This is a genomic window from Candidatus Izemoplasma sp., assembly GCA_036172455.1.
Classification (GTDB): domain Bacteria; phylum Bacillota_I; class Bacilli_A; order Izemoplasmatales; family Izemoplasmataceae; genus JAIPGF01.
The window spans coordinates 277,616-294,751 of sequence record JAXKVY010000002.1; the positions used below are offsets into that span (position 1 = coordinate 277,616).

Annotated in this window: 22 protein-coding genes; 7 read left to right on the plus strand and 15 right to left on the minus strand. The window is 35.1% G+C overall.

Translation table 11 applies throughout. The features are described 5' to 3' along the window. Nucleotides 1-24: 24 nt before the first annotated feature. The 11 genes from rplS to UMR38_03975 form a co-directional block, all read right to left on the minus strand. Nucleotides 25-372, minus strand: coding sequence for a 50S ribosomal protein L19 (gene rplS, locus UMR38_03925; protein ID MEC9485008.1), 348 nt, complete (start codon nt 370-372; stop codon nt 25-27). Between the two features lie 122 nt (nt 373-494). Further along, a complete protein-coding gene (gene trmD / locus UMR38_03930) occupies nt 495-1,187 on the minus strand; it encodes a tRNA (guanosine(37)-N1)-methyltransferase TrmD (GenBank protein ID MEC9485009.1) in 693 nt (230 codons plus the stop codon). Further along, a complete protein-coding gene (gene rimM / locus UMR38_03935; protein MEC9485010.1) occupies nt 1,184-1,681 on the minus strand; it encodes a ribosome maturation factor RimM in 498 nt (165 codons plus the stop codon). The genes trmD and rimM overlap by 4 nt, the downstream gene beginning before the upstream one ends. A gap of 8 nt (nt 1,682-1,689) precedes the next feature. Then, entirely contained in the window at nt 1,690-2,883 is a 1,194-nt protein-coding gene (locus UMR38_03940) for an ABC transporter permease (protein ID MEC9485011.1), read from the minus strand. Continuing rightward, nucleotides 2,876-3,655, minus strand: a complete 780-nt coding sequence (locus UMR38_03945; GenBank protein ID MEC9485012.1) for an ABC transporter ATP-binding protein — start codon at nt 3,653-3,655, stop codon at nt 2,876-2,878. Before UMR38_03945 ends, UMR38_03940 begins: the two co-directional genes overlap by 8 nt. Before the next feature lies 1 nt (nt 3,656). After that, complete coding sequence (locus tag UMR38_03950) at nt 3,657-3,899, minus strand: GNAT family N-acetyltransferase (GenBank protein MEC9485013.1); 243 nt, start codon at nt 3,897-3,899, stop codon at nt 3,657-3,659. Further along, on the minus strand, nt 3,874-4,029 hold the full coding sequence (locus tag UMR38_03955) for a hypothetical protein (GenBank protein ID MEC9485014.1): 156 nt from the start codon (nt 4,027-4,029) through the stop codon (nt 3,874-3,876). Before UMR38_03955 ends, UMR38_03950 begins: the two co-directional genes overlap by 26 nt. Before the next feature lie 143 nt (nt 4,030-4,172). Continuing rightward, entirely contained in the window at nt 4,173-4,427 is a 255-nt protein-coding gene (locus UMR38_03960; GenBank protein ID MEC9485015.1) for a KH domain-containing protein, read from the minus strand. Between the two features lie 11 nt (nt 4,428-4,438). After that, the gene (gene rpsP, locus UMR38_03965) at nt 4,439-4,699 is read right to left on the minus strand and encodes a 30S ribosomal protein S16 (protein MEC9485016.1); all 261 of its coding nucleotides are present in this window, start codon (nt 4,697-4,699) and stop codon (nt 4,439-4,441) included. 68 nt (nt 4,700-4,767) lie between these two features. Continuing rightward, nucleotides 4,768-5,004 carry a DUF2129 domain-containing protein gene (locus tag UMR38_03970; protein MEC9485017.1) on the minus strand — a complete coding sequence of 79 codons (237 nt, stop codon included), beginning with the start codon at nt 5,002-5,004 and terminating at the stop codon, nt 4,768-4,770. Next, nucleotides 4,983-5,396 (minus strand): YlbF family regulator, encoded by a 414-nt coding sequence (locus tag UMR38_03975; GenBank protein ID MEC9485018.1) that lies wholly within the window; start codon nt 5,394-5,396, stop codon nt 4,983-4,985. Before UMR38_03975 ends, UMR38_03970 begins: the two co-directional genes overlap by 22 nt. A gap of 148 nt (nt 5,397-5,544) precedes the next feature. Here UMR38_03975 and UMR38_03980 point away from each other — a divergent pair, with 148 nt between their 5' ends. From UMR38_03980 to UMR38_03990, 3 genes are read left to right on the plus strand one after another with little or no spacing between them, the layout of a single operon-like run. Then, nucleotides 5,545-6,786, plus strand: coding sequence for a hypothetical protein (locus UMR38_03980; GenBank protein ID MEC9485019.1), 1,242 nt, complete (start codon nt 5,545-5,547; stop codon nt 6,784-6,786). A gap of 12 nt (nt 6,787-6,798) precedes the next feature. Further along, nucleotides 6,799-7,083, plus strand: coding sequence for a hypothetical protein (locus tag UMR38_03985; GenBank protein ID MEC9485020.1), 285 nt, complete (start codon nt 6,799-6,801; stop codon nt 7,081-7,083). Between the two features lie 4 nt (nt 7,084-7,087). Next, nucleotides 7,088-8,233, plus strand: a complete 1,146-nt coding sequence (locus UMR38_03990; protein ID MEC9485021.1) for a cysteine desulfurase family protein — start codon at nt 7,088-7,090, stop codon at nt 8,231-8,233. Here the strand turns inward: UMR38_03990 and UMR38_03995 are convergent. From UMR38_03995 to UMR38_04005, 3 genes are read right to left on the minus strand one after another with little or no spacing between them, the layout of a single operon-like run. After that, entirely contained in the window at nt 8,230-8,934 is a 705-nt protein-coding gene (locus UMR38_03995; GenBank protein ID MEC9485022.1) for a pseudouridine synthase, read from the minus strand. The genes UMR38_03990 and UMR38_03995 overlap by 4 nt on opposite strands. A 38-nt stretch (nt 8,935-8,972) precedes the next feature. Continuing rightward, nucleotides 8,973-9,212, minus strand: a complete 240-nt coding sequence (locus tag UMR38_04000; protein ID MEC9485023.1) for a UPF0223 family protein — start codon at nt 9,210-9,212, stop codon at nt 8,973-8,975. After that, the gene (locus UMR38_04005; protein ID MEC9485024.1) at nt 9,212-10,339 is read right to left on the minus strand and encodes an ATP-dependent 6-phosphofructokinase; all 1,128 of its coding nucleotides are present in this window, start codon (nt 10,337-10,339) and stop codon (nt 9,212-9,214) included. The genes UMR38_04000 and UMR38_04005 overlap by 1 nt, the downstream gene beginning before the upstream one ends. A gap of 177 nt (nt 10,340-10,516) precedes the next feature. Between UMR38_04005 and def the strand changes: the two genes are divergently transcribed. The 4 genes from def to UMR38_04025 all read left to right on the plus strand — a co-directional run bounded on the left by def (nt 10,517) and on the right by UMR38_04025 (nt 14,311). After that, entirely contained in the window at nt 10,517-11,122 is a 606-nt protein-coding gene (def, locus tag UMR38_04010; GenBank protein ID MEC9485025.1) for a peptide deformylase, read from the plus strand. Continuing rightward, the gene (fsa, locus tag UMR38_04015; protein MEC9485026.1) at nt 11,119-11,772 is read left to right on the plus strand and encodes a fructose-6-phosphate aldolase; all 654 of its coding nucleotides are present in this window, start codon (nt 11,119-11,121) and stop codon (nt 11,770-11,772) included. Before def ends, fsa begins: the two co-directional genes overlap by 4 nt. Nucleotides 11,773-11,902: 130 nt before the next feature. Continuing rightward, nucleotides 11,903-12,550: an ECF transporter S component gene (locus UMR38_04020; protein MEC9485027.1), complete on the plus strand. Its 648-nt coding sequence runs from the start codon at nt 11,903-11,905 to the stop codon at nt 12,548-12,550. A 147-nt stretch (nt 12,551-12,697) separates the two neighbouring features. Next, nucleotides 12,698-14,311 (plus strand): alpha-glucosidase, encoded by a 1,614-nt coding sequence (locus tag UMR38_04025; protein ID MEC9485028.1) that lies wholly within the window; start codon nt 12,698-12,700, stop codon nt 14,309-14,311. Between the two features lie 67 nt (nt 14,312-14,378). On the opposite strand, the gene UMR38_04030 is transcribed toward UMR38_04025, so the two are convergent. Next, nucleotides 14,379-17,033 (minus strand): calcium-translocating P-type ATPase, PMCA-type, encoded by a 2,655-nt coding sequence (locus tag UMR38_04030; GenBank protein MEC9485029.1) that lies wholly within the window; start codon nt 17,031-17,033, stop codon nt 14,379-14,381. Between the last annotated feature and the right edge of the window lie 103 nt (nt 17,034-17,136).

Here is a 17,136-nt window from a genome sequence, read left to right on the forward strand (position 1 = left end):
CCATCCTTCGATGGTTTTTTAATGTTATCTACGTTCTTTAATACGAGATTGTTTTGTAGAACGTCCTCTGATGTAATGTAATTTCGCGCGACGCACTTTCCCACGACGTAAGACTTTAATGTCTGCGACAAGTGGTGAGTGTACTGGGAATGTCCGCTCAATTCCAACACCGAATGAAACTTTACGTACTGTAAATGTTTCATTAATACCGCCGCCGCGTTTTTTAATGACTAATCCTTCAAAAATCTGGATTCTTTCACGGTCACCCTCTTTAATTCTTACAGATACTTGAACAGTATCACCAGGTCTGAATGTCGGTACCTCAGGTTTCTTAAACTCATTTGTTATTGCTTCTAACAATTGCTGTGACATGGTTTCAACTCCTTACTTTTTTACATTTGCTCATAAGGAATTTCCCAAGCGGAGCAAACACTTAACGATAGATTAAACAGCGTTAATTATTATAGCACAACGTTTCTCTGAATGCAACAGTTTTATTCACCTGTTTGTTCATTGAAAATCTTATACAAATCAGGACGTCTTTCTTTTGTCCGTTTAATAGCTTGTTCCTTGCGCCAAGCCTTAATATTCTCATGATGGCCACTTAACAGCACATCAGGTACGGTCATTCCTTTATATTCTCTAGGTCGTGTATATTGGGGATATTCAAGTAAGTTTTCACTAAAGGAATCTTCTTCATGTGATGCGGCTTGTCCAATTGCACCATCGAGTAACCTGACAACACTATCAATGATTGTCATTGCCGCAATCTCTCCACCAGTAAGAACATAGTCTCCAATTGAGAGTTCGAGATCGAAGAACTGTCTGATACGTTCATCAAACCCTTCATAATGGCCACATAAAATAATGAGATGGTCTTCTTCACTTAAAGTATATGCTTTTTTCTGAGTGTACTTTACCCCTTGGGGTGTCATGATGATTTTTAAGGCGTGTTTGTATCCTTTAATCGATTGTAAAGCTGCGTGAACAGGTTCAACCTGTAAGACCATACCTGCCCCACCGCCATAGGGGGTATCATCTACTTTATGGTGCTTGTCCGTACTAAATTTACGGAAATCAATTAAATTAATAGTGACTAAATCTTGTTCAATTGCCCGTTTGATAATGCTATTATTGAGAACACCTTCAAACATATCAGGAAATAATGTTAACACATCAATTCTCATAGTAATCCCTCAATTTCTTTAATCACTATTTGTCGTGCTTCTAAATCCACATCTTTTATAAAGGCATCCCGAAATGGAATCAAGGCATTTTTCGCATTAGACCGTTTCACTACTAATATATCATCATTAGTATGGGTATATACATCCACTACTTCACCAATCAATGTATCTGTAAATACCTTTATACCCACTAAATCGCGTACATAAAATTCATCCTCTTTCAAAGTATGCAAATCATCTTCATGAACATAAAGCGTACTTCCTTTATATTTTGCGATGTCATTGATATCATCAAACTGTTCAAAGGTTACATAAACAAGTCCTTTTGTTAAACGGTATGAAGTAATTATAACAGGAAATTTCTCTCCTTTATGTTCAATAAAGATCCGTGAACCAACATCAAAACGTTCTTCTAAAAAGTCTGTGAATGGTTTAATTTTCACTGTACCTTTGAGTCCATGTGTATTAACCAACTTACCAATTGTATAAAACATTGTATCACCTAGCTTTGGAACATGATTTTTTCTGATTGAAACATTTGTGTCATAAAATAAATTAATATAACGACATAAATCGTATTTGATATCACCATCACGATGAGATGCATCATTATTACATCGAAAGTTAAAATGGCGATGAGTAAATTAATAGTGTTATAAATAGGGATAATATAGGCCCATAAATCAGTTGCTGCTTCACCATTAAACATACTTGATACACCAACAATAATACTAATAAAATAAAATGGTAAAATTAACATTCCTGCTTCTTTTATCGTTTTTGCATACGTGCTTACTAAACTGACGATACCAACAATAAAGAAGACAGTCATTAATAATACAAGCAGAATCATCAAATAGTCCTGTAATCCATATATATTGACATTCCCCCCAAGATTATCCATATTCATTAGCTTCGGTAAACTCAATAAAATGCCAACAAACGAACTCATTGCGCTAAATAAAGAGACGACTGTTAAACTTATGACTTTACCAATAGCAATTTGACTACGTTTGATTGGGGTAACTAATAACGTTGCGACAGTTCCACGTTCTTTCTCACCAGCAATACTGTCAGGACCAATACTCATCGCACCGCTAAAGAGAAACATCACAATAATCATTGGTAGAATTGAGGCAAATATTTGCCCAGTTGCACGCGATTCATCGACTGTATCAGTGATGCTTGAATGAAATGCTACAATACCATCACCAAAACGACCATATAGTATCTCATTCGTATAGCTGTTAAGGGCATTAGCGATAACACTATAACTGTTTGAACTATATTTTTCACCAGAGTTATAAATGATGTTTACACTTGGAATAGTATAGTTAGGATCATCATAATCAATAAGATCTTGGGTAAAATTTTCTGGGAATGATAGATAAATATCCATCTCGTTCTGACTTAACATTTCTTTAATTGTGTCTTGTGATAGTGACTCACCGTCATGAAAAGCAAAGTCCCTATTTAATGATGTTAAATGTGTTTTGTAACTGTCAGGCATATTATCATGATAGACAATAATTTCATGTGATGTAATATCGTCTACTTCTCCGTTAATAGCACTACCCATAATTGAATACATTACATAAATAGCTAACCCCGGCAATATAATCGCAGTAAAAATTAATCGACGATCACTAAATACACGATAAAACTCTTTTTTAAAGACAATTAGCCAACTATGCATGTGTCTCACCTGCTTCTAATAACTCAAAAAACAATGTTTCTAAATCTTCATATCCTTGATTCACTAAATTATCATACGAATCAGAAAGTTGCATTTTACCATCTATAATAATACCCACACGATCACATATCTTTTCAACAACACTTAATATGTGAGTTGAGATAATGACTGTTTTCCCTTCATTGCGTAATTTAATGAGGTAATCTGTGACACTTTTCGCAGTCAAAACATCTAAGCCATTTGTTGGTTCATCAAATATGATAAAATCTGGGTCATGAACTAAACTAATCGCAAGCGATGCCTTTTGTTTCATACCAGTTGATAAGTCAGCCACCTTCACCTCTTTAAAATCAGAGATACCAAATTGTTGAAAAAGCGTTTCTTTTCGTTTTGGTATCATATCATCATCTACACCATGTAGGTGTGAAAAATAGTCAAATAAATAATTGGGGGTGAAATGATCTTCAAGTTTTAATTCACTGGTTAAAAAACCAATCTTTTTCCTCACATCAATTGGTGTTTTTAATACGCTAGTCCCACCGACAAACACATCACCCTCATCCGGTTTAATTAATGTCGCAATCATCCGTAATGTGGTTGTTTTACCCGCCCCGTTGGGTCCAAGTAATCCATATATTTCACCGGGATAAGCAGTAAATGATAAAGCATTAACCGCTACTTTTTTCTTGTGATCTGTCTTTTCAATTTTACGTTGTTTACGTGATAAATGGAATGTTTTTTTAACATTCTTCACCTCTAATATCTGTGCCATATTATGCCTCCAGTATTTGTCTCATTTGATATAATTCTATATAATGGTTATCAATGAAAAAACCATTTTTTATTGTCCCTTCTATGTAAAACCCATAGCGTTTATATAATCTAATTTCAGCGTAATTATCTATACGAACATCAAGTTCCATTTTGTTTTTACCCATTTTTATAGCCGCCTTGAGTAAAGTTTCTATCATCATTGATCCAATCCCAAGATTATGAAATTGCTTGAGCACACTCATACACGCCCACAACATAATGGTTCTTTGAGGATTGATTTGATTTAATAAAGACTTGTTCTTGTTCAAGTGTCATCGTAAACTCTTCAGGTTCGCGTAATAAATACATTGTTTCTAGATTGGCTTTTTTCATATTATCTAAAACAACTTTTGCATCTTCAACCTAAGGTGTTCTAATAATTAAATCTAATCCATTTTTCAGTTTCATCGCTTCCCCTCACCATATTTATTATATGACAAAGTGACTGAAATTAAAACAAAAAAAGACCTGAAAAATCAGGTCTGAAACGAGTCAATGTTAATCGTTATTTTTTTGCCTTCACGCGATGCACTCGCGTAACAGATTGTCCGTATTGCATTGGCAATTCGTCCGTTCTTTCCGATTACTCTTCCTAGGTCATCGTCATTGACAATGACTTGCATGGTAAGCATGTTATTTTCCTCAGAAAACTTTTTTACCATTAGGTCTTCTGGGTGAACAACTAATGGCTTGACTAATTCTTGAATTAATTTTTCATAATTAACTGCCATGTTTTTACCCACTACTTGTTAGATTTTCTTGATAAAAGTCCAGCTTCCGAAAATAAGTTGCGAACTGTGTCAGTCATTTGTGCACCTTCATCTAACCATTTTCTTGCTTTCTCTTCATCAATTTTGACAGTAGCAGGTTCTGTTAATGGATTATATGTACCAATGATTTCTAAATATCTTCCATCACGTTTAACACGTGAATCGGCTGCTACTAATCGATAGAAAGGACGTTTTTTTGCACCAAAGCGTTGCATTCTTAATTTAACTGCCATCGTAATCCTCCTTTTTCTAATTTACCATGAAAAATTATACCATTATAATAAAAGGGTGTCAAGTATTTTTACTTGACATCCAATTCTATTTCGTATCGATCCATATTAACGTGTGATGGTTCAACGTTTCTAACATGTCTTAATTGCTTTAAACGATTCATCACATCAGTCATTTTGTGTTCGTCAGTATACACTACCGCATACCGTCTTTTTTTATGATAGTATGATACATTACAAATTTTTCTTACGCGCCTTAAAACTTTAGGCGTTTTAAAATATACGATTAAACTGATTCGTTTGAGCATGAGTTCTCACCTTTTTCTACTTGAAGTATCCCTAGCTCATTAGGGTGGGGAATATGGAGTGATATCGCGTTGGCAATCGTTTTAGATATACGATCGAGTTGTTTTTGTAGTTTTATCTCAAGTTGTTTATATCTAGCAACCGATGAATAACTATACAGATTTTTTTTAACATCTGCTAAGGTACGTTGCCGTGATTTTAAGTCAGGGTGATGCTTGCCATATTGTTTGGCTTCTTCGTACGCTGATTTTGCTTTTTGAAACTGGGCAACAGTTTCTTGTATATCTTTATTATTTGCGATATCATTTTCTAATTTTATATACTCTTGATAAGCGTCTGATGATTTAATTTCATCAACTAAGTCATACGCTTTTATCATCACTTCTTGATTCATTTTCTCACCTATTACTAGTATACGGAAAAACACACTTTCATGCAAGAACTTAGACTATGAAATTATTTTATACCTTTATTTGACTTGCTAGTAGATGTCGACTTATAATAAGGGTATACAGAATATCAACAAGAGAGAAGTGCATTATATGAAAGCAACCAAGCGATTATTGTTCGTGTTCGTACTACTTATCGTCAGTCTTATTTCAGTACCTACTACACGAGCTGAAACAACCCGTACTGCCGTATATTTTAAAGAAACAACTTGTCTTATATGTGCTGAGTTACAAGGGCTTCCTGATGGACCAGGTGGTACGTATATAGAAGATCAAGACTATATCCAAAAATTGAGAAATCAAGGTGTTAATGTCCTAATATACGACATTATGTTAAACGATACCATTGATGAATATAGTTATACAAATGATGATGGAGAATATATTGAGGTGCGTGCATTAGATGTATTTTCTGCTTTTAATGAAACCTATGAACGAGATTCAGGTGGTGTCCCCGTTATATTTGTTGGTGACACCTATTATGATGGCTTAACGGATATTCAAGATGCTGTTGATAACGGTGAAATCTATGAACTAAGTGATACACCTCTAAAAGACGTGAGTGTTGAAGAGGGGAATGCATATGCTCAAATCACTGGTTTCATAGGGTTTTTAACTGTCTTATTCGCGGGGTTATTAGATGGATTTAATCCGTGCGCAATAGCGTTACTTTTACTGTTTGTCAGTTTACTTGGATTTAGTGAAAATAAACGTTTCTTAATTCTTGTCAGTGTCGTTTATATTTTTGCACTATTTATATCTTATCTTCTTATTGGTACCTTATTATTAAATGTTTTAAGTCGTTTTCAAGCTCAAGCAGCATTTATCGCAACGATTGTTAATTGGTTTGTCGCAATCCTTTGTATTTTCTTATTTGCGATTAATCTCTATGATTATTTTAGAGCAAAAAACCAAGATTATGGAAAAATTAAGAATCAATTACCAAAATTCATTCAACGCTATAACAAAAAATTAGTCACATTTTTCACAGACATGATGAATAATCAAAGTAAAAAAGGTGTTATTGGTGTCTTAGTTGTGACATTCATTCTTGGCATCACATTGAGTATTACAGAGTTGCTTTGTACTGGCCAAATATATTTTAGTATTCTGTATGGTATTCATACTGTTAATTCAGTCTATGGATACTTTGCTTTAATTGCGTATAACATTATGTTTGTATTACCTCTTATTGTTATTGCCGTTATTGCCATTAAAGGACGCGGTATTATGGCAACAAGCAATTACATCCGTGAACACCTTGATACGATAAAACTACTCAATGCAGTACTGTTTTTAGGTATTGCTATTTATTATATTTCACGTATTTTTTAAAGGAGGGTAACGATGAATCAAAAGTTGCTTATCACCAAGAATGACAAAATTATTTTTGATAGCAAATTACTTAATATTCCAATTAAAGAAGATATTTTAATCAAACGTAGTATCGAATTGTTTGATGATGAAGACCCCTGTATTATTCATCAATCATACATTGTTAAAGAGTTTGCACAAAAATTGTTAGAACTTTTTGATGCAAGCACAATCATTGAAGGCGAGCAATATCAAGATGACTTAAACTTCTTAGATTTTACTGATATTGACCAATTAACATTTCGATTAGAGAGGTGACACGATGGAGGTCTATTTAGATCATGCCGCTACTACCCAAGTAAGTCCACGCGTACTGGAAAAAATGATCCCCTATTTTAAACAAGGATTTGGTAATCCCTCTAGTATACATAAACTAGGCTTTTCTGCTAGAAAAGCCTATAATCAATCAAAACGTAAGATTGCTCGAGTACTTCATTGCGATAAAGATGAAATTCATTTTACAAGCGGTGGGACAGAAGCGACAAACTGGGCATTAAAAGGATTAGCTTATAAATATCCTAATAAAAAAGAGATCATTACCACTAAAATAGAACATCATGCGACATTGCACACTGTCGCATTTTTGGAAAATCAAGGGTATACTATCCATTATATCAATGTGGATGAACAAGGTTTCATTGACTTAGATATGCTTAAATCAACAATAACTGAACAGACTCTTGTGGTGAGTATTATTTATGCGAACAATGAAATTGGCACCATTCAAGACATCTCTACGATTGAAAAAGTCTGTCATGAACATAATACATTACTTCATATAGATGCCGTCCAAGCAACATGTCATGTCCCTTTAAATTTGCATCAATCGAATGTCGATTTAGCCAGTATCTCAGGCCATAAGTTTCATGCCCCAAAAGGTGTTGGAATCCTCTATAAAAAATCAGGTATTGAAATAGAAAACTTAATCCATGGGGGCCAACAAGAAAATGGATTACGTAGTGGCACAGAAAATATTCCGTATATCGTTGGCCTTGCAGAAGCTCTTGAAGTAGGTATGGAAGATATCATTCATTACCGCCAATATCTCGATCAACTAAGCCATCAATTTTTACAGCAACTTGATGATGCCGGGATTGACTACATTTTAAATGGACCTAAGGTTGGACCTAATCGATTACCTGGTCATTTAAACCTAGCCTTCAAAGATTTGGATAATAATGACATCACTTTTTACCTTAATCAAGCAAATATTTATGCTTCTACGGGCAGTGCATGTGATAGTGAATCGATTACACCTAGTCATGTATTATTAGACATAGGTGTTGATGACGCCTACTTAAGAGGCGCTGTTAGGTTTTCTATGGGCAACGAGACAACTAAAGATGATATAGTTTATGTCACCAAAGAACTAATCACAATCATCCAAAAATTAAGCGCAAATCGTTAATTAAATAACGATTTGCGCTCTTCTTTTGTCAAGGGTCTAACCTCACCAGGAGATAAGTTTTTATCTAATCGTAAGCGTCCAATTTGGGTACGCTTTAAGGCAGTAACGTTACGATCAAAATAGGCAACCATATCTTTAATTTGGTGATGTTTACCTTCATGAATAGCAATTTCTACTACATGTGAAGATATTGGCTTCACACGAACATTGTTGGGTGTGTATGGCCGGTCACGTTGATCATATAAAGTGTACTTACTAGCCAAAACACTTACATCATCAAATGGTCTATCAATCGTAGCCTCATAGACTTTATAGATGTCTTGTTTAGGTGAGATAATTTGATGGAGTAACTGCCCATCATTAGTGAGTAATAATAAACCTGTTGTATCTAAGTCTAACCGGCCAACACTATTCAAGTCAAGGCGCTTATATTTTTCATCTAACTCTGTAAAAACGGTCGGGTATTGTTGATCATGATTCGCGCACACAGTGTGCATTGGCTTATTCATCATAAGGATGATTGATGACTGATAAAATATCGTTTCACCAAAAAACGTGATGGTATCTTTTTCTGGATTAACATGTTCTTTAGGAGATGTAACTACCTCTCCATTGATAGTCACTTCTCCGTCTTTGATATATTGTTTAATTTCTTTCCGACTTCCATACTGTAAATTTGATAATACTTTATCGATTCGCATACAAACATCCTTTCCAAAAATAACCCTGCAAAGCAGGGTTATTGTATATTTTTAATGGTTTGATAAACAGAATAACCTGATACTTTCTTAAAGGCTTTATCAATCTGTTTTTCCATAGATTTTGAACGAATAATATTTTTATATGTAGTGTATTTATCTAGTAATTCGGCCCTATCAAACTTACCTTCATTCGCTTGTTCAATAAGGTTTAAAAAAGTTACAATTTCAATAATTTGTACAGTGCTAAATTGTTCGTAATCAATGGGATATTGATACATTATTCACCGAATGTGATGCCAATTGCTTTTGCAGCTTGAACATATTGACCATCTGGATCAACTTGTTTTCCACCACCTGTCGACGTTTCTCCCATTTCTCCGCCACCTACGACGTCTTCTAGTGGGATAGATTCAATTTTACGACCACGTAATTGAACCATGCGCCCTGCGCCACCGTTCATCAGTAAGTCTACAGCGTTAACACCAAATAATAATCCTAATGCTCTATCAAATTGTGATGTAATCCCCCCACGTTGAATATATGCTAAGTTTGTATAACGTACTTCATGTTCAGGGATTAGTTCTTGTAGCTGATCGGTAAGTATTTTACCAACACCACCTAAACGCACTGAGTCAGCACTATCTTCAACATGCTCTCTGACTGTGACATCACCACCTTTTGGTTTCGCTCCTTCACTAATAACGATAATTGAGAAATTGCGTCCAAATGCATCGCGTTGTCTAACTTTTTCAACGATTTTTTCAATATCATACGGAATCTCTGGAATCAAAATAACATCTGCACTACCAGCTAATCCACCTTCAAGTGCTAACCATCCAGTATGGCGCCCCATAACTTCAACAACCATAATACGGTCATGTGAATACGCTGTTGTATGGATTTTATCTAATGCATCTGTAATTGTTTCTAATGATGTATTATACCCAAATGTGACATCTGTGGCTGGTAAGTCATTATCAATTGTTTTTGGTACACCAACTACTGGCAAGCCTTTGCGATAAAAGTCACGAGCACTTGTTAATGTTCCGTCACCACCCATAACAATTAATGCGTCGACACCAAGATATTTCAAGTTTTTAATTGCCTGATCTGAGACATCTTTATATTCAACAGTACCATCTTCTTTCATCACAGGATAATCAAATAAATTATCTTTGTTAGATGATTTAAGAATGGTTCCCCCTTCATGCATAATGCCTGAAACACTACGTAAACCAAGTGGTCTGTAATCATTTTTATATAGTCCGCTGTATCCTCTTGTGAAACCTACAACTTCTACACCATACTTATTGACAGCTGTTTTGGTAATACCATTGATAACGGCATTTAATCCAGAACAATCTCCACCACCTGTAATAATTCCGATCTTTCGAATCTTGCTCATTATTATTCCTCCTTAAAATCAACTTTATTATATATGTTTTTTGACAAAGAGTAAACCAATAAACCATATTGAAAGCGTTTTTAATATTAAAACATCAAATAGTTTGAAAAATTACACCATTTTAATATATTCTTAGACGATATTTTGGTATACTATTATATGTAAGTAGGTGAAAACATGATATTAATGAAAGATATAATTCGAGAAGGTCATCCAACTTTAGAAAAACGCACAAAAGAGGTTGAACTGCCTCTCGATACAGAAACTAGAGAAACCCTAAAAGATATGATGGCATATCTGGAGAACTCGCAAAACCCAGAAACTGCCGAAAAGTATGGGTTACGCCCCGGTGTTGGTTTAGCGGCACCACAAATCAATATTTCAAAGCGAATGACCTGTATTTTTACAACAGATGAAACAGGTGAGAAACTATATAAAATGATGTTGATTAACCCAAAAATCATTAGCCATTCTGTCAAAAAAACGTTCTTACCTGGTGGTGAAGGATGTTTGAGCATAGATCGCGAAGTTGAAGGGATTGTCCCTAGACATAAGAAAATACGCGTACGTGCCCATCAATATTTACCTGAGACAGACTCTGTTAGACAAATTGAATTTCGTGTCAGTGGGTATGTCGGTGTTGTAATACAACACGAAATTGATCATTTAGACGGTATCTTATTCCCATCTCGTACAACAGGTATGCAAACTGATTTAGAACCAATCGTGTTTCCTGAAACACAATCTGAAGATAGTAACGAAGAAAAAGAGGAGGAATTATGAAACTATTTATTGATTCAGCAAATGTAGAACACATTAAAGAATTAGCAGATTTAGGAATTATCGCAGGTGTCACAACAAACCCAACTTTAATTGCTAAAGAGGGGCGAGACTTTAATGAAGTGATTAAAGAAATTACATCAATTGTCGATGGACCAATTAGCGGTGAAGTGATTAGTGATGATGCCGAAGGTATGGTTGAAGAAGGAAAGAAAATTTCTAAGATTCATCCAAACATGGTTGTTAAAGTACCGCTCACAGAACAAGGGTTAAAAGCAACGAGAATGTTGACAGATTTAGGTATTAAAACGAATGTAACATTGGTGTTCAGTGCCAATCAAGCCTTAATGGCTGCTACTGCTGGTGCTACATATGTGTCACCGTTTGTTGGACGACTTACTGATACATTACATGACGGTATCGAAGTTGTAAGAGACATTAGAAACATTTTTGATATTTACGGATTTGACACACAGATCATTAGTGCCTCAATCAGAAACCCAAAACAACTTCAAGAAAGTGCTTTAGTCGGTGCACATATTGCAACTGTCCCATATGATACGCTTAAAAAATCAATTACACATCCTTTAACAGACAAAGGATTAGCAAGTTTTAAAGCAGATTGGGAAGCTGTATTTGGAGAAAAAGAATAATTAAAAAACATTAAGGTATGAAACATACAGTTTCATACCTTTTTAGTTGAATACCCTTAATAATGTGATATAATAAGAGTGTTTTCAAAATAACTTATGGGACCCTAAGTGGCCTAAAAAGGAGAAGATTATGCAAAACTTACGCGTTAAAGAAATTACTTTAACAGCTGTTTTAACAGCAATTATTATTGTACTCGGTGCTGTACCACAACTTGGCTTTATTCAAATAACGCCAATGGTTGGACTCACCATCATTCATATCCCTGTCTTCATTGGAGCCTATTTTGGTGGGCGCTACGTTGGAGGATTCTTGGGATTTGTCTTTGGCTTTACATCATTTTTAGTAGCATTAACACGCCCAAGTGCACCATTAGATCCTGTGTTTACGAATCCATTAGTGAGTATCTTGCCACGCTTTTTAGTTGGATTCTTCGCAATTGATGTCCTTCATTTCTTTCAAAAGCGATTCAAACAACAGTATCTTGCGGATGGGTTATACTTTGCCGTAATGACCATTCTACATTCAGTACTTGTGGTAACTCTATTATACATTGCGGGTGTTAACTATTGGTACTTAGATGTATACGGTATTGCTGAAGGGATTACAAGAGACTCAACTTTAGGTGCAATTGAGTTTGTCTCTAATTACTTCATCGGTGGTTCTATCTTCGGTTTCTTTGTAACAATCCTTATTGTTAACTCGTTACTTGAAATAGCCGCGTGTGTATTAGTAGGAACCCCAATTAGCAATCGCTTAAAAGTAGCTATTAAAGAATAAATAAATGAATCAAAAGTAGAACGTGTTTATAAAGCGTTCTACTTTTTTTCTTTCAGTGGATGGTACAAAGGATTTATTATTTACTTTACCTCTCTGCTAATATATAATAGTAATGAAAGGGTTTACACTGGTGACTGGGAGGTTATTATGGAAAAGCAATGGTGGCACAATAAAGTAGTATATCAAATATACCCTAAGAGTTTTAACGATACAACTGGAAATGGCATTGGTGATCTTGATGGAATTATTGAGAAACTAGAATATTTATGTTTTTTAGGAGTTGATATCCTATGGTTATCACCGGTTTACAAATCACCAATGAAGGACAATGGCTATGATATTTCACATTATCAAAAGATTGATCCTGTCTTTGGATCACTAGAAGATATGAAACGATTGATTAAAGAAGCCAAAAAGCATGATATTGATATTATTATGGATTTAGTGATTAATCATACTTCTGATCAACACCCATGGTTTTTAGATGCCAAAAAGGCTAAAAATAGTCAGTACCGAGATTATTATATTTGGCGAGATCACCCTACAGACATGGACAGTGTATTTGGCGGTAGTGCTTGGACATATGATGAAACAACTGATCAACATTATTTCCACTTATTCACAGAAGAGCAACCTGATTTAAATTGGGACAATAAAGCCATGCGTAAAGATATTTATAAGATGATTAATTGGTGGCTAGAAAAAGGAATTAAAGGCTTTCGCTTAGATGTGATTGAACTCATAGGTAAAGAGGTTGATAAAGGGATTACCAGCAATGGTCCTAAGCTCCATTCACGATTACAAAAATTAACTAAAAAAACCTTTGAACAGTACAATGCATTTACAGTTGGTGAAACATGGAGTGCATCGATTGACGATGCCTTATTATATACTGACCCGAAACGGCATGAACTATCAACCATATTTCAGTTTGAACATATTACATTGAATTGGGATAAGGCGTTTAACAAGTTCAAGACAACCCCACTTGATCGTAAAGCCTTAAAAGAGGTGCTTTATAAATGGCAAACATCCTTACCTGATAACGCTTGGAATAGTTTATTTTTTAATAATCACGACTTGGGTCGTGTAAACTCACGATGGGGCAATGATGGTATTTATAACGATAAATGCACTAAAGCGTTCGTAACAGTATTACATTTGATGAAAGGTATCCCATTCATCTATCAAGGAGAAGAAATTGGTATGACGAATGTTAAATACCAACATATAGATGACTATAATGATATTGAGATTCATAATCGTTATCATGAGTATGTCGTAGAACGCCAAGTCATGTCACAACATGATTTTATGTCTCAAGTATACTTAAACGGTCGTGATAACGCAAGAACACCAATGCAATGGAATAAATCAAATAACGGTGGTTTCTCTACTGGGACACCTTGGTTACGTCCTAACAGTAATTACTTGTTTATTAATGTAGATGATAATCTTAAAAATAAAGATAGTGTTTTTTACCATTATCAACACTTAATCAATTTACGTCATGGCAAATCTTACGGTAACACCATAGTGTATGGCGCCTTCATTCCACGTGACACCACCTATGATAACCTCTTCTTATTTGAACGTCACTATGAAGATAAACGCTTGTTAGTGGCTGTCAATTTAGGAGAATCATCTGTATCTTTTAAGTGGGATAAAAACGTTGATGATATTTTAATTAATACAGGCAAAATTGATTACTTTAAATCCGTTACATTAAATGCTTATGATTCACTCGTATTTAGTTACTAAACACCTTCTTAGAAGGTGTTTTTTTATATCAAAAAAACGACAACAAAAGTTGTCGTTTAATCGTTCACTATGAAGTTTTAAATACCTTCGCAATTTCGCCACCAAATAGTGGTAAGAATCCTAAACTAAAGGCTGTTAAGAATTGTTGCCACGATAATCCAACATCTGTATTGAATAAGTCATTGATACCAGGGATAAAAATAACTATTAACAATAACCCAAATCCAAATAGGGCTGAATAGTTAACATATTTATTATCAAATGGGTTCATACGGAAAATTGATACGCTTTCGCTTCGTGCTGAATAAGCACGGAATAGTTCTCCTGTAATAATTGTGATAAAGGCAAAGGTTTGACCCATGTAATCAGATCCACCAATAATATTATGCCCAATATAATATGAGATTAATACGGCAATCGTTAAGAAAACAGCTTGGAATCCAATCGCTACACCCATAATCTTATCAACGATAGATGCATTCGGATCAATAGGATCACGCTCCATAACACCAGGCTCTTCTTTTTCTAACCCTAAGGCAAAGGCTGGAAATGAGTCAGTAACTAAATTAATCCATAAAATTTGAATCGGCATTAATGGGCTTCCCCACCCAAGTAACATTGCGACTAAGATCAGTAAAACTTCTCCCACATTACAACTGACTAAGTACCCAACAAATTTACGTATATTGGTATAAATGATGCGTCCTTCTTTGACAGCATCAACAATGGTTGTAAAATTATCATCCATAAGAACCATATCTGATGCTTCTTTAGATACATCCGTTCCAGTAATTCCCATGGCAACACCGATATTGGCTTGTTTCAAAGCTGGTGCATCATTAACACCATCACCTGTCATACTTGAAATTTCACCTGCTTCTTGTAGTGCTTTTACAATCCGTACTTTATGATGTGGTGATACACGTGCAAAGACATTCGTGTCTTTTACTTTTTCAACTAGTGCTTCATCACTTAAATTATTAATTTCTGTACCATCTATAGCATGATTTTCATCTTCTATGATACCAAGTTCAATCCCAATTGCACTAGCCGTAATTTTATGATCACCTGTGATCATAACGACACGAATACCGGCTTTGTGACAAACAGCTATCGCATCTTTCACTTCTTCACGAGGTGGATCAATGATCCCGACTAATCCAACAAAAATAAGATTGTTCTCTTCATCTTTTAGATCATCATAAGTCTCTACTTCTTTGTAGGCAAATCCAAGAACGCGTAAAGCATTACGTGCCATCCCTTGATTTGCAAGTTTAACGACCTCTTTAAATTTATCATCGATTGGCTTTATGTCACCTTTATGATAATAGTGTGTACATACATCTAGCAACTCATCTGGGGCACCTTTGGTATATAACATTTGTTTATCATCAACTTGATGTAATGTCGACATGCGTTTACGATCACTATCAAATGGATACTCATCTAACCGTTTGTGTTGTTGTCTTAAATCTTTTGGTTTGTGTCCGCTTTTTCCTAACAAGGTAACTAATGCCAACTCCGTGGGATCCCCTATTAAGTTATCTTCTTCAATTTTGGCATCGTTACATAATCCACCAATTTCAATGAGTTTATCTAAGGCTTCACTCTCGCCGTTGATCTCTCCTTCAAATTCATATCCATTTCCTGTTACTTCATACATATTTTCATTATCAAATACACGTGTAACGACCATTTTATTTTGCGTAAGTGTACCCGTTTTATCACTCGAAATAACTGTGGTACTCCCAAGTGTTTCTACAGCATTAAGTTCTTTTACAATGGCATTCTTTTTCGCCATCTTACGCATACCTAAACTTAATACAACCGTTATGACTGTTGGGAGCCCTTCTGGTATAGCAGCAACAGCTAAGCTGACACTTACCATGAAGAGATCTAAAATTTCAAACTCGCTAAAGCCAATCGCGTTATAAATGATTCCGAGTAAGAAAATAATCACAACCACAATGATTGAAACAGTCCCAAGTAGTTTTCCAAGACGGTCAATTTTCTTCTGTAAAGGCGTCATTTCATCCTTTACTTCATTTAACAGGGTAGCTATTTTACCAATTTCAGTTTCCATTCCAATTGATGTAATAATACCGGTTGCGCGACCATAGGTAACAATTGTACTCATATATCCCATATTTTCACGATCGCCAATACCAGCATCATCATTACCAACAAACTCGCTATCTTTATTAACAGGAACACTTTCGCCTGTTAAGGCACTCTCATCCACTTTTAAGTTTGTTGTTTCAATAAATCTTATATCGGCGGGCATATAATCTCCTGCTTCAACCATGATGATATCGCCTACTGTTAACTCAGTAGAGGCGACTTCTTGTACTTGGCCATTTCGTAATACTTTTGCTTTTGGGGCACTCATATTTTTGAGTGCTTCAACAGCGTTATTCGCTTTTCTTTCTTGAAAAACACTTAATCCTGTATTTAAAATAACAATGGCGATTATAAAGAGTCCATCGGTTAAATGACCCCCTGCTATAATACTAACAATCGCCGCGGCAATTAAGAGTAAATTTAAAAAGTTCGTCAACTCTCCAATAATCATATGAAGTAAACTTTCTGATTGTTCTTCGATTAGTGAATTTTCTCCATACTGCTCTTTATTGTGTATAACTTGTGCATCAGACAACCCTTGTTCTGGGTTCACATCAAGTGTTTTTAAAATCTCATTTGCTTTTTTTGTATATGCTCTCATTATCTATCACCTATTCTCTATTATACCAGCACTGTTTTGGTGAAACAACTGTTTAAAACCATAATCTAATTTTTCACTAAGATTACGTTAAAAGCAAGCATTG

Excerpts from the sequence above, each read along its gene's own strand:
- rimM (MEC9485010.1), bottom strand. The coding sequence starts at position 1,681 with ATGTTTTATACAATTGGTAAGTTGGTTAATACACATGGACTCAAAGGT.
- UMR38_03985 (MEC9485020.1), top strand. The coding sequence starts at position 6,799 with ATGAATCAAAAGTTGCTTATCACCAAGAATGACAAAATTATTTTTGAT.
- rpsP (MEC9485016.1), bottom strand. The coding sequence starts at position 4,699 with ATGGCAGTTAAATTAAGAATGCAACGCTTTGGTGCAAAAAAACGTCCT.
- UMR38_03945 (MEC9485012.1), bottom strand. The coding sequence starts at position 3,655 with ATGGCACAGATATTAGAGGTGAAGAATGTTAAAAAAACATTCCATTTA.
- rplS (MEC9485008.1), bottom strand. The coding sequence starts at position 372 with ATGTCACAGCAATTGTTAGAAGCAATAACAAATGAGTTTAAGAAACCT.
- UMR38_03995 (MEC9485022.1), bottom strand. The coding sequence starts at position 8,934 with ATGCGAATCGATAAAGTATTATCAAATTTACAGTATGGAAGTCGGAAA.
- fsa (MEC9485026.1), top strand. The coding sequence starts at position 11,119 with ATGAAACTATTTATTGATTCAGCAAATGTAGAACACATTAAAGAATTA.
- UMR38_03960 (MEC9485015.1), bottom strand. The coding sequence starts at position 4,427 with ATGGCAGTTAATTATGAAAAATTAATTCAAGAATTAGTCAAGCCATTA.
- trmD (MEC9485009.1), bottom strand. The coding sequence starts at position 1,187 with ATGAGAATTGATGTGTTAACATTATTTCCTGATATGTTTGAAGGTGTT.
- UMR38_03975 (MEC9485018.1), bottom strand. The coding sequence starts at position 5,396 with ATGAATCAAGAAGTGATGATAAAAGCGTATGACTTAGTTGATGAAATT.
- UMR38_03990 (MEC9485021.1), top strand. The coding sequence starts at position 7,088 with ATGGAGGTCTATTTAGATCATGCCGCTACTACCCAAGTAAGTCCACGC.
- UMR38_03980 (MEC9485019.1), top strand. The coding sequence starts at position 5,545 with ATGAAAGCAACCAAGCGATTATTGTTCGTGTTCGTACTACTTATCGTC.
- def (MEC9485025.1), top strand. The coding sequence starts at position 10,517 with ATGATATTAATGAAAGATATAATTCGAGAAGGTCATCCAACTTTAGAA.
- UMR38_03950 (MEC9485013.1), bottom strand. The coding sequence starts at position 3,899 with ATGAGTGTGCTCAAGCAATTTCATAATCTTGGGATTGGATCAATGATG.
- UMR38_04025 (MEC9485028.1), top strand. The coding sequence starts at position 12,698 with ATGGAAAAGCAATGGTGGCACAATAAAGTAGTATATCAAATATACCCT.
- UMR38_04030 (MEC9485029.1), bottom strand. The coding sequence starts at position 17,033 with ATGAGAGCATATACAAAAAAAGCAAATGAGATTTTAAAAACACTTGAT.
- UMR38_04000 (MEC9485023.1), bottom strand. The coding sequence starts at position 9,212 with ATGTATCAATATCCCATTGATTACGAACAATTTAGCACTGTACAAATT.
- UMR38_03940 (MEC9485011.1), bottom strand. The coding sequence starts at position 2,883 with ATGCATAGTTGGCTAATTGTCTTTAAAAAAGAGTTTTATCGTGTATTT.
- UMR38_03955 (MEC9485014.1), bottom strand. The coding sequence starts at position 4,029 with ATGAAAAAAGCCAATCTAGAAACAATGTATTTATTACGCGAACCTGAA.
- UMR38_03970 (MEC9485017.1), bottom strand. The coding sequence starts at position 5,004 with ATGCTCAAACGAATCAGTTTAATCGTATATTTTAAAACGCCTAAAGTT.
- UMR38_04005 (MEC9485024.1), bottom strand. The coding sequence starts at position 10,339 with ATGAGCAAGATTCGAAAGATCGGAATTATTACAGGTGGTGGAGATTGT.
- UMR38_04020 (MEC9485027.1), top strand. The coding sequence starts at position 11,903 with ATGCAAAACTTACGCGTTAAAGAAATTACTTTAACAGCTGTTTTAACA.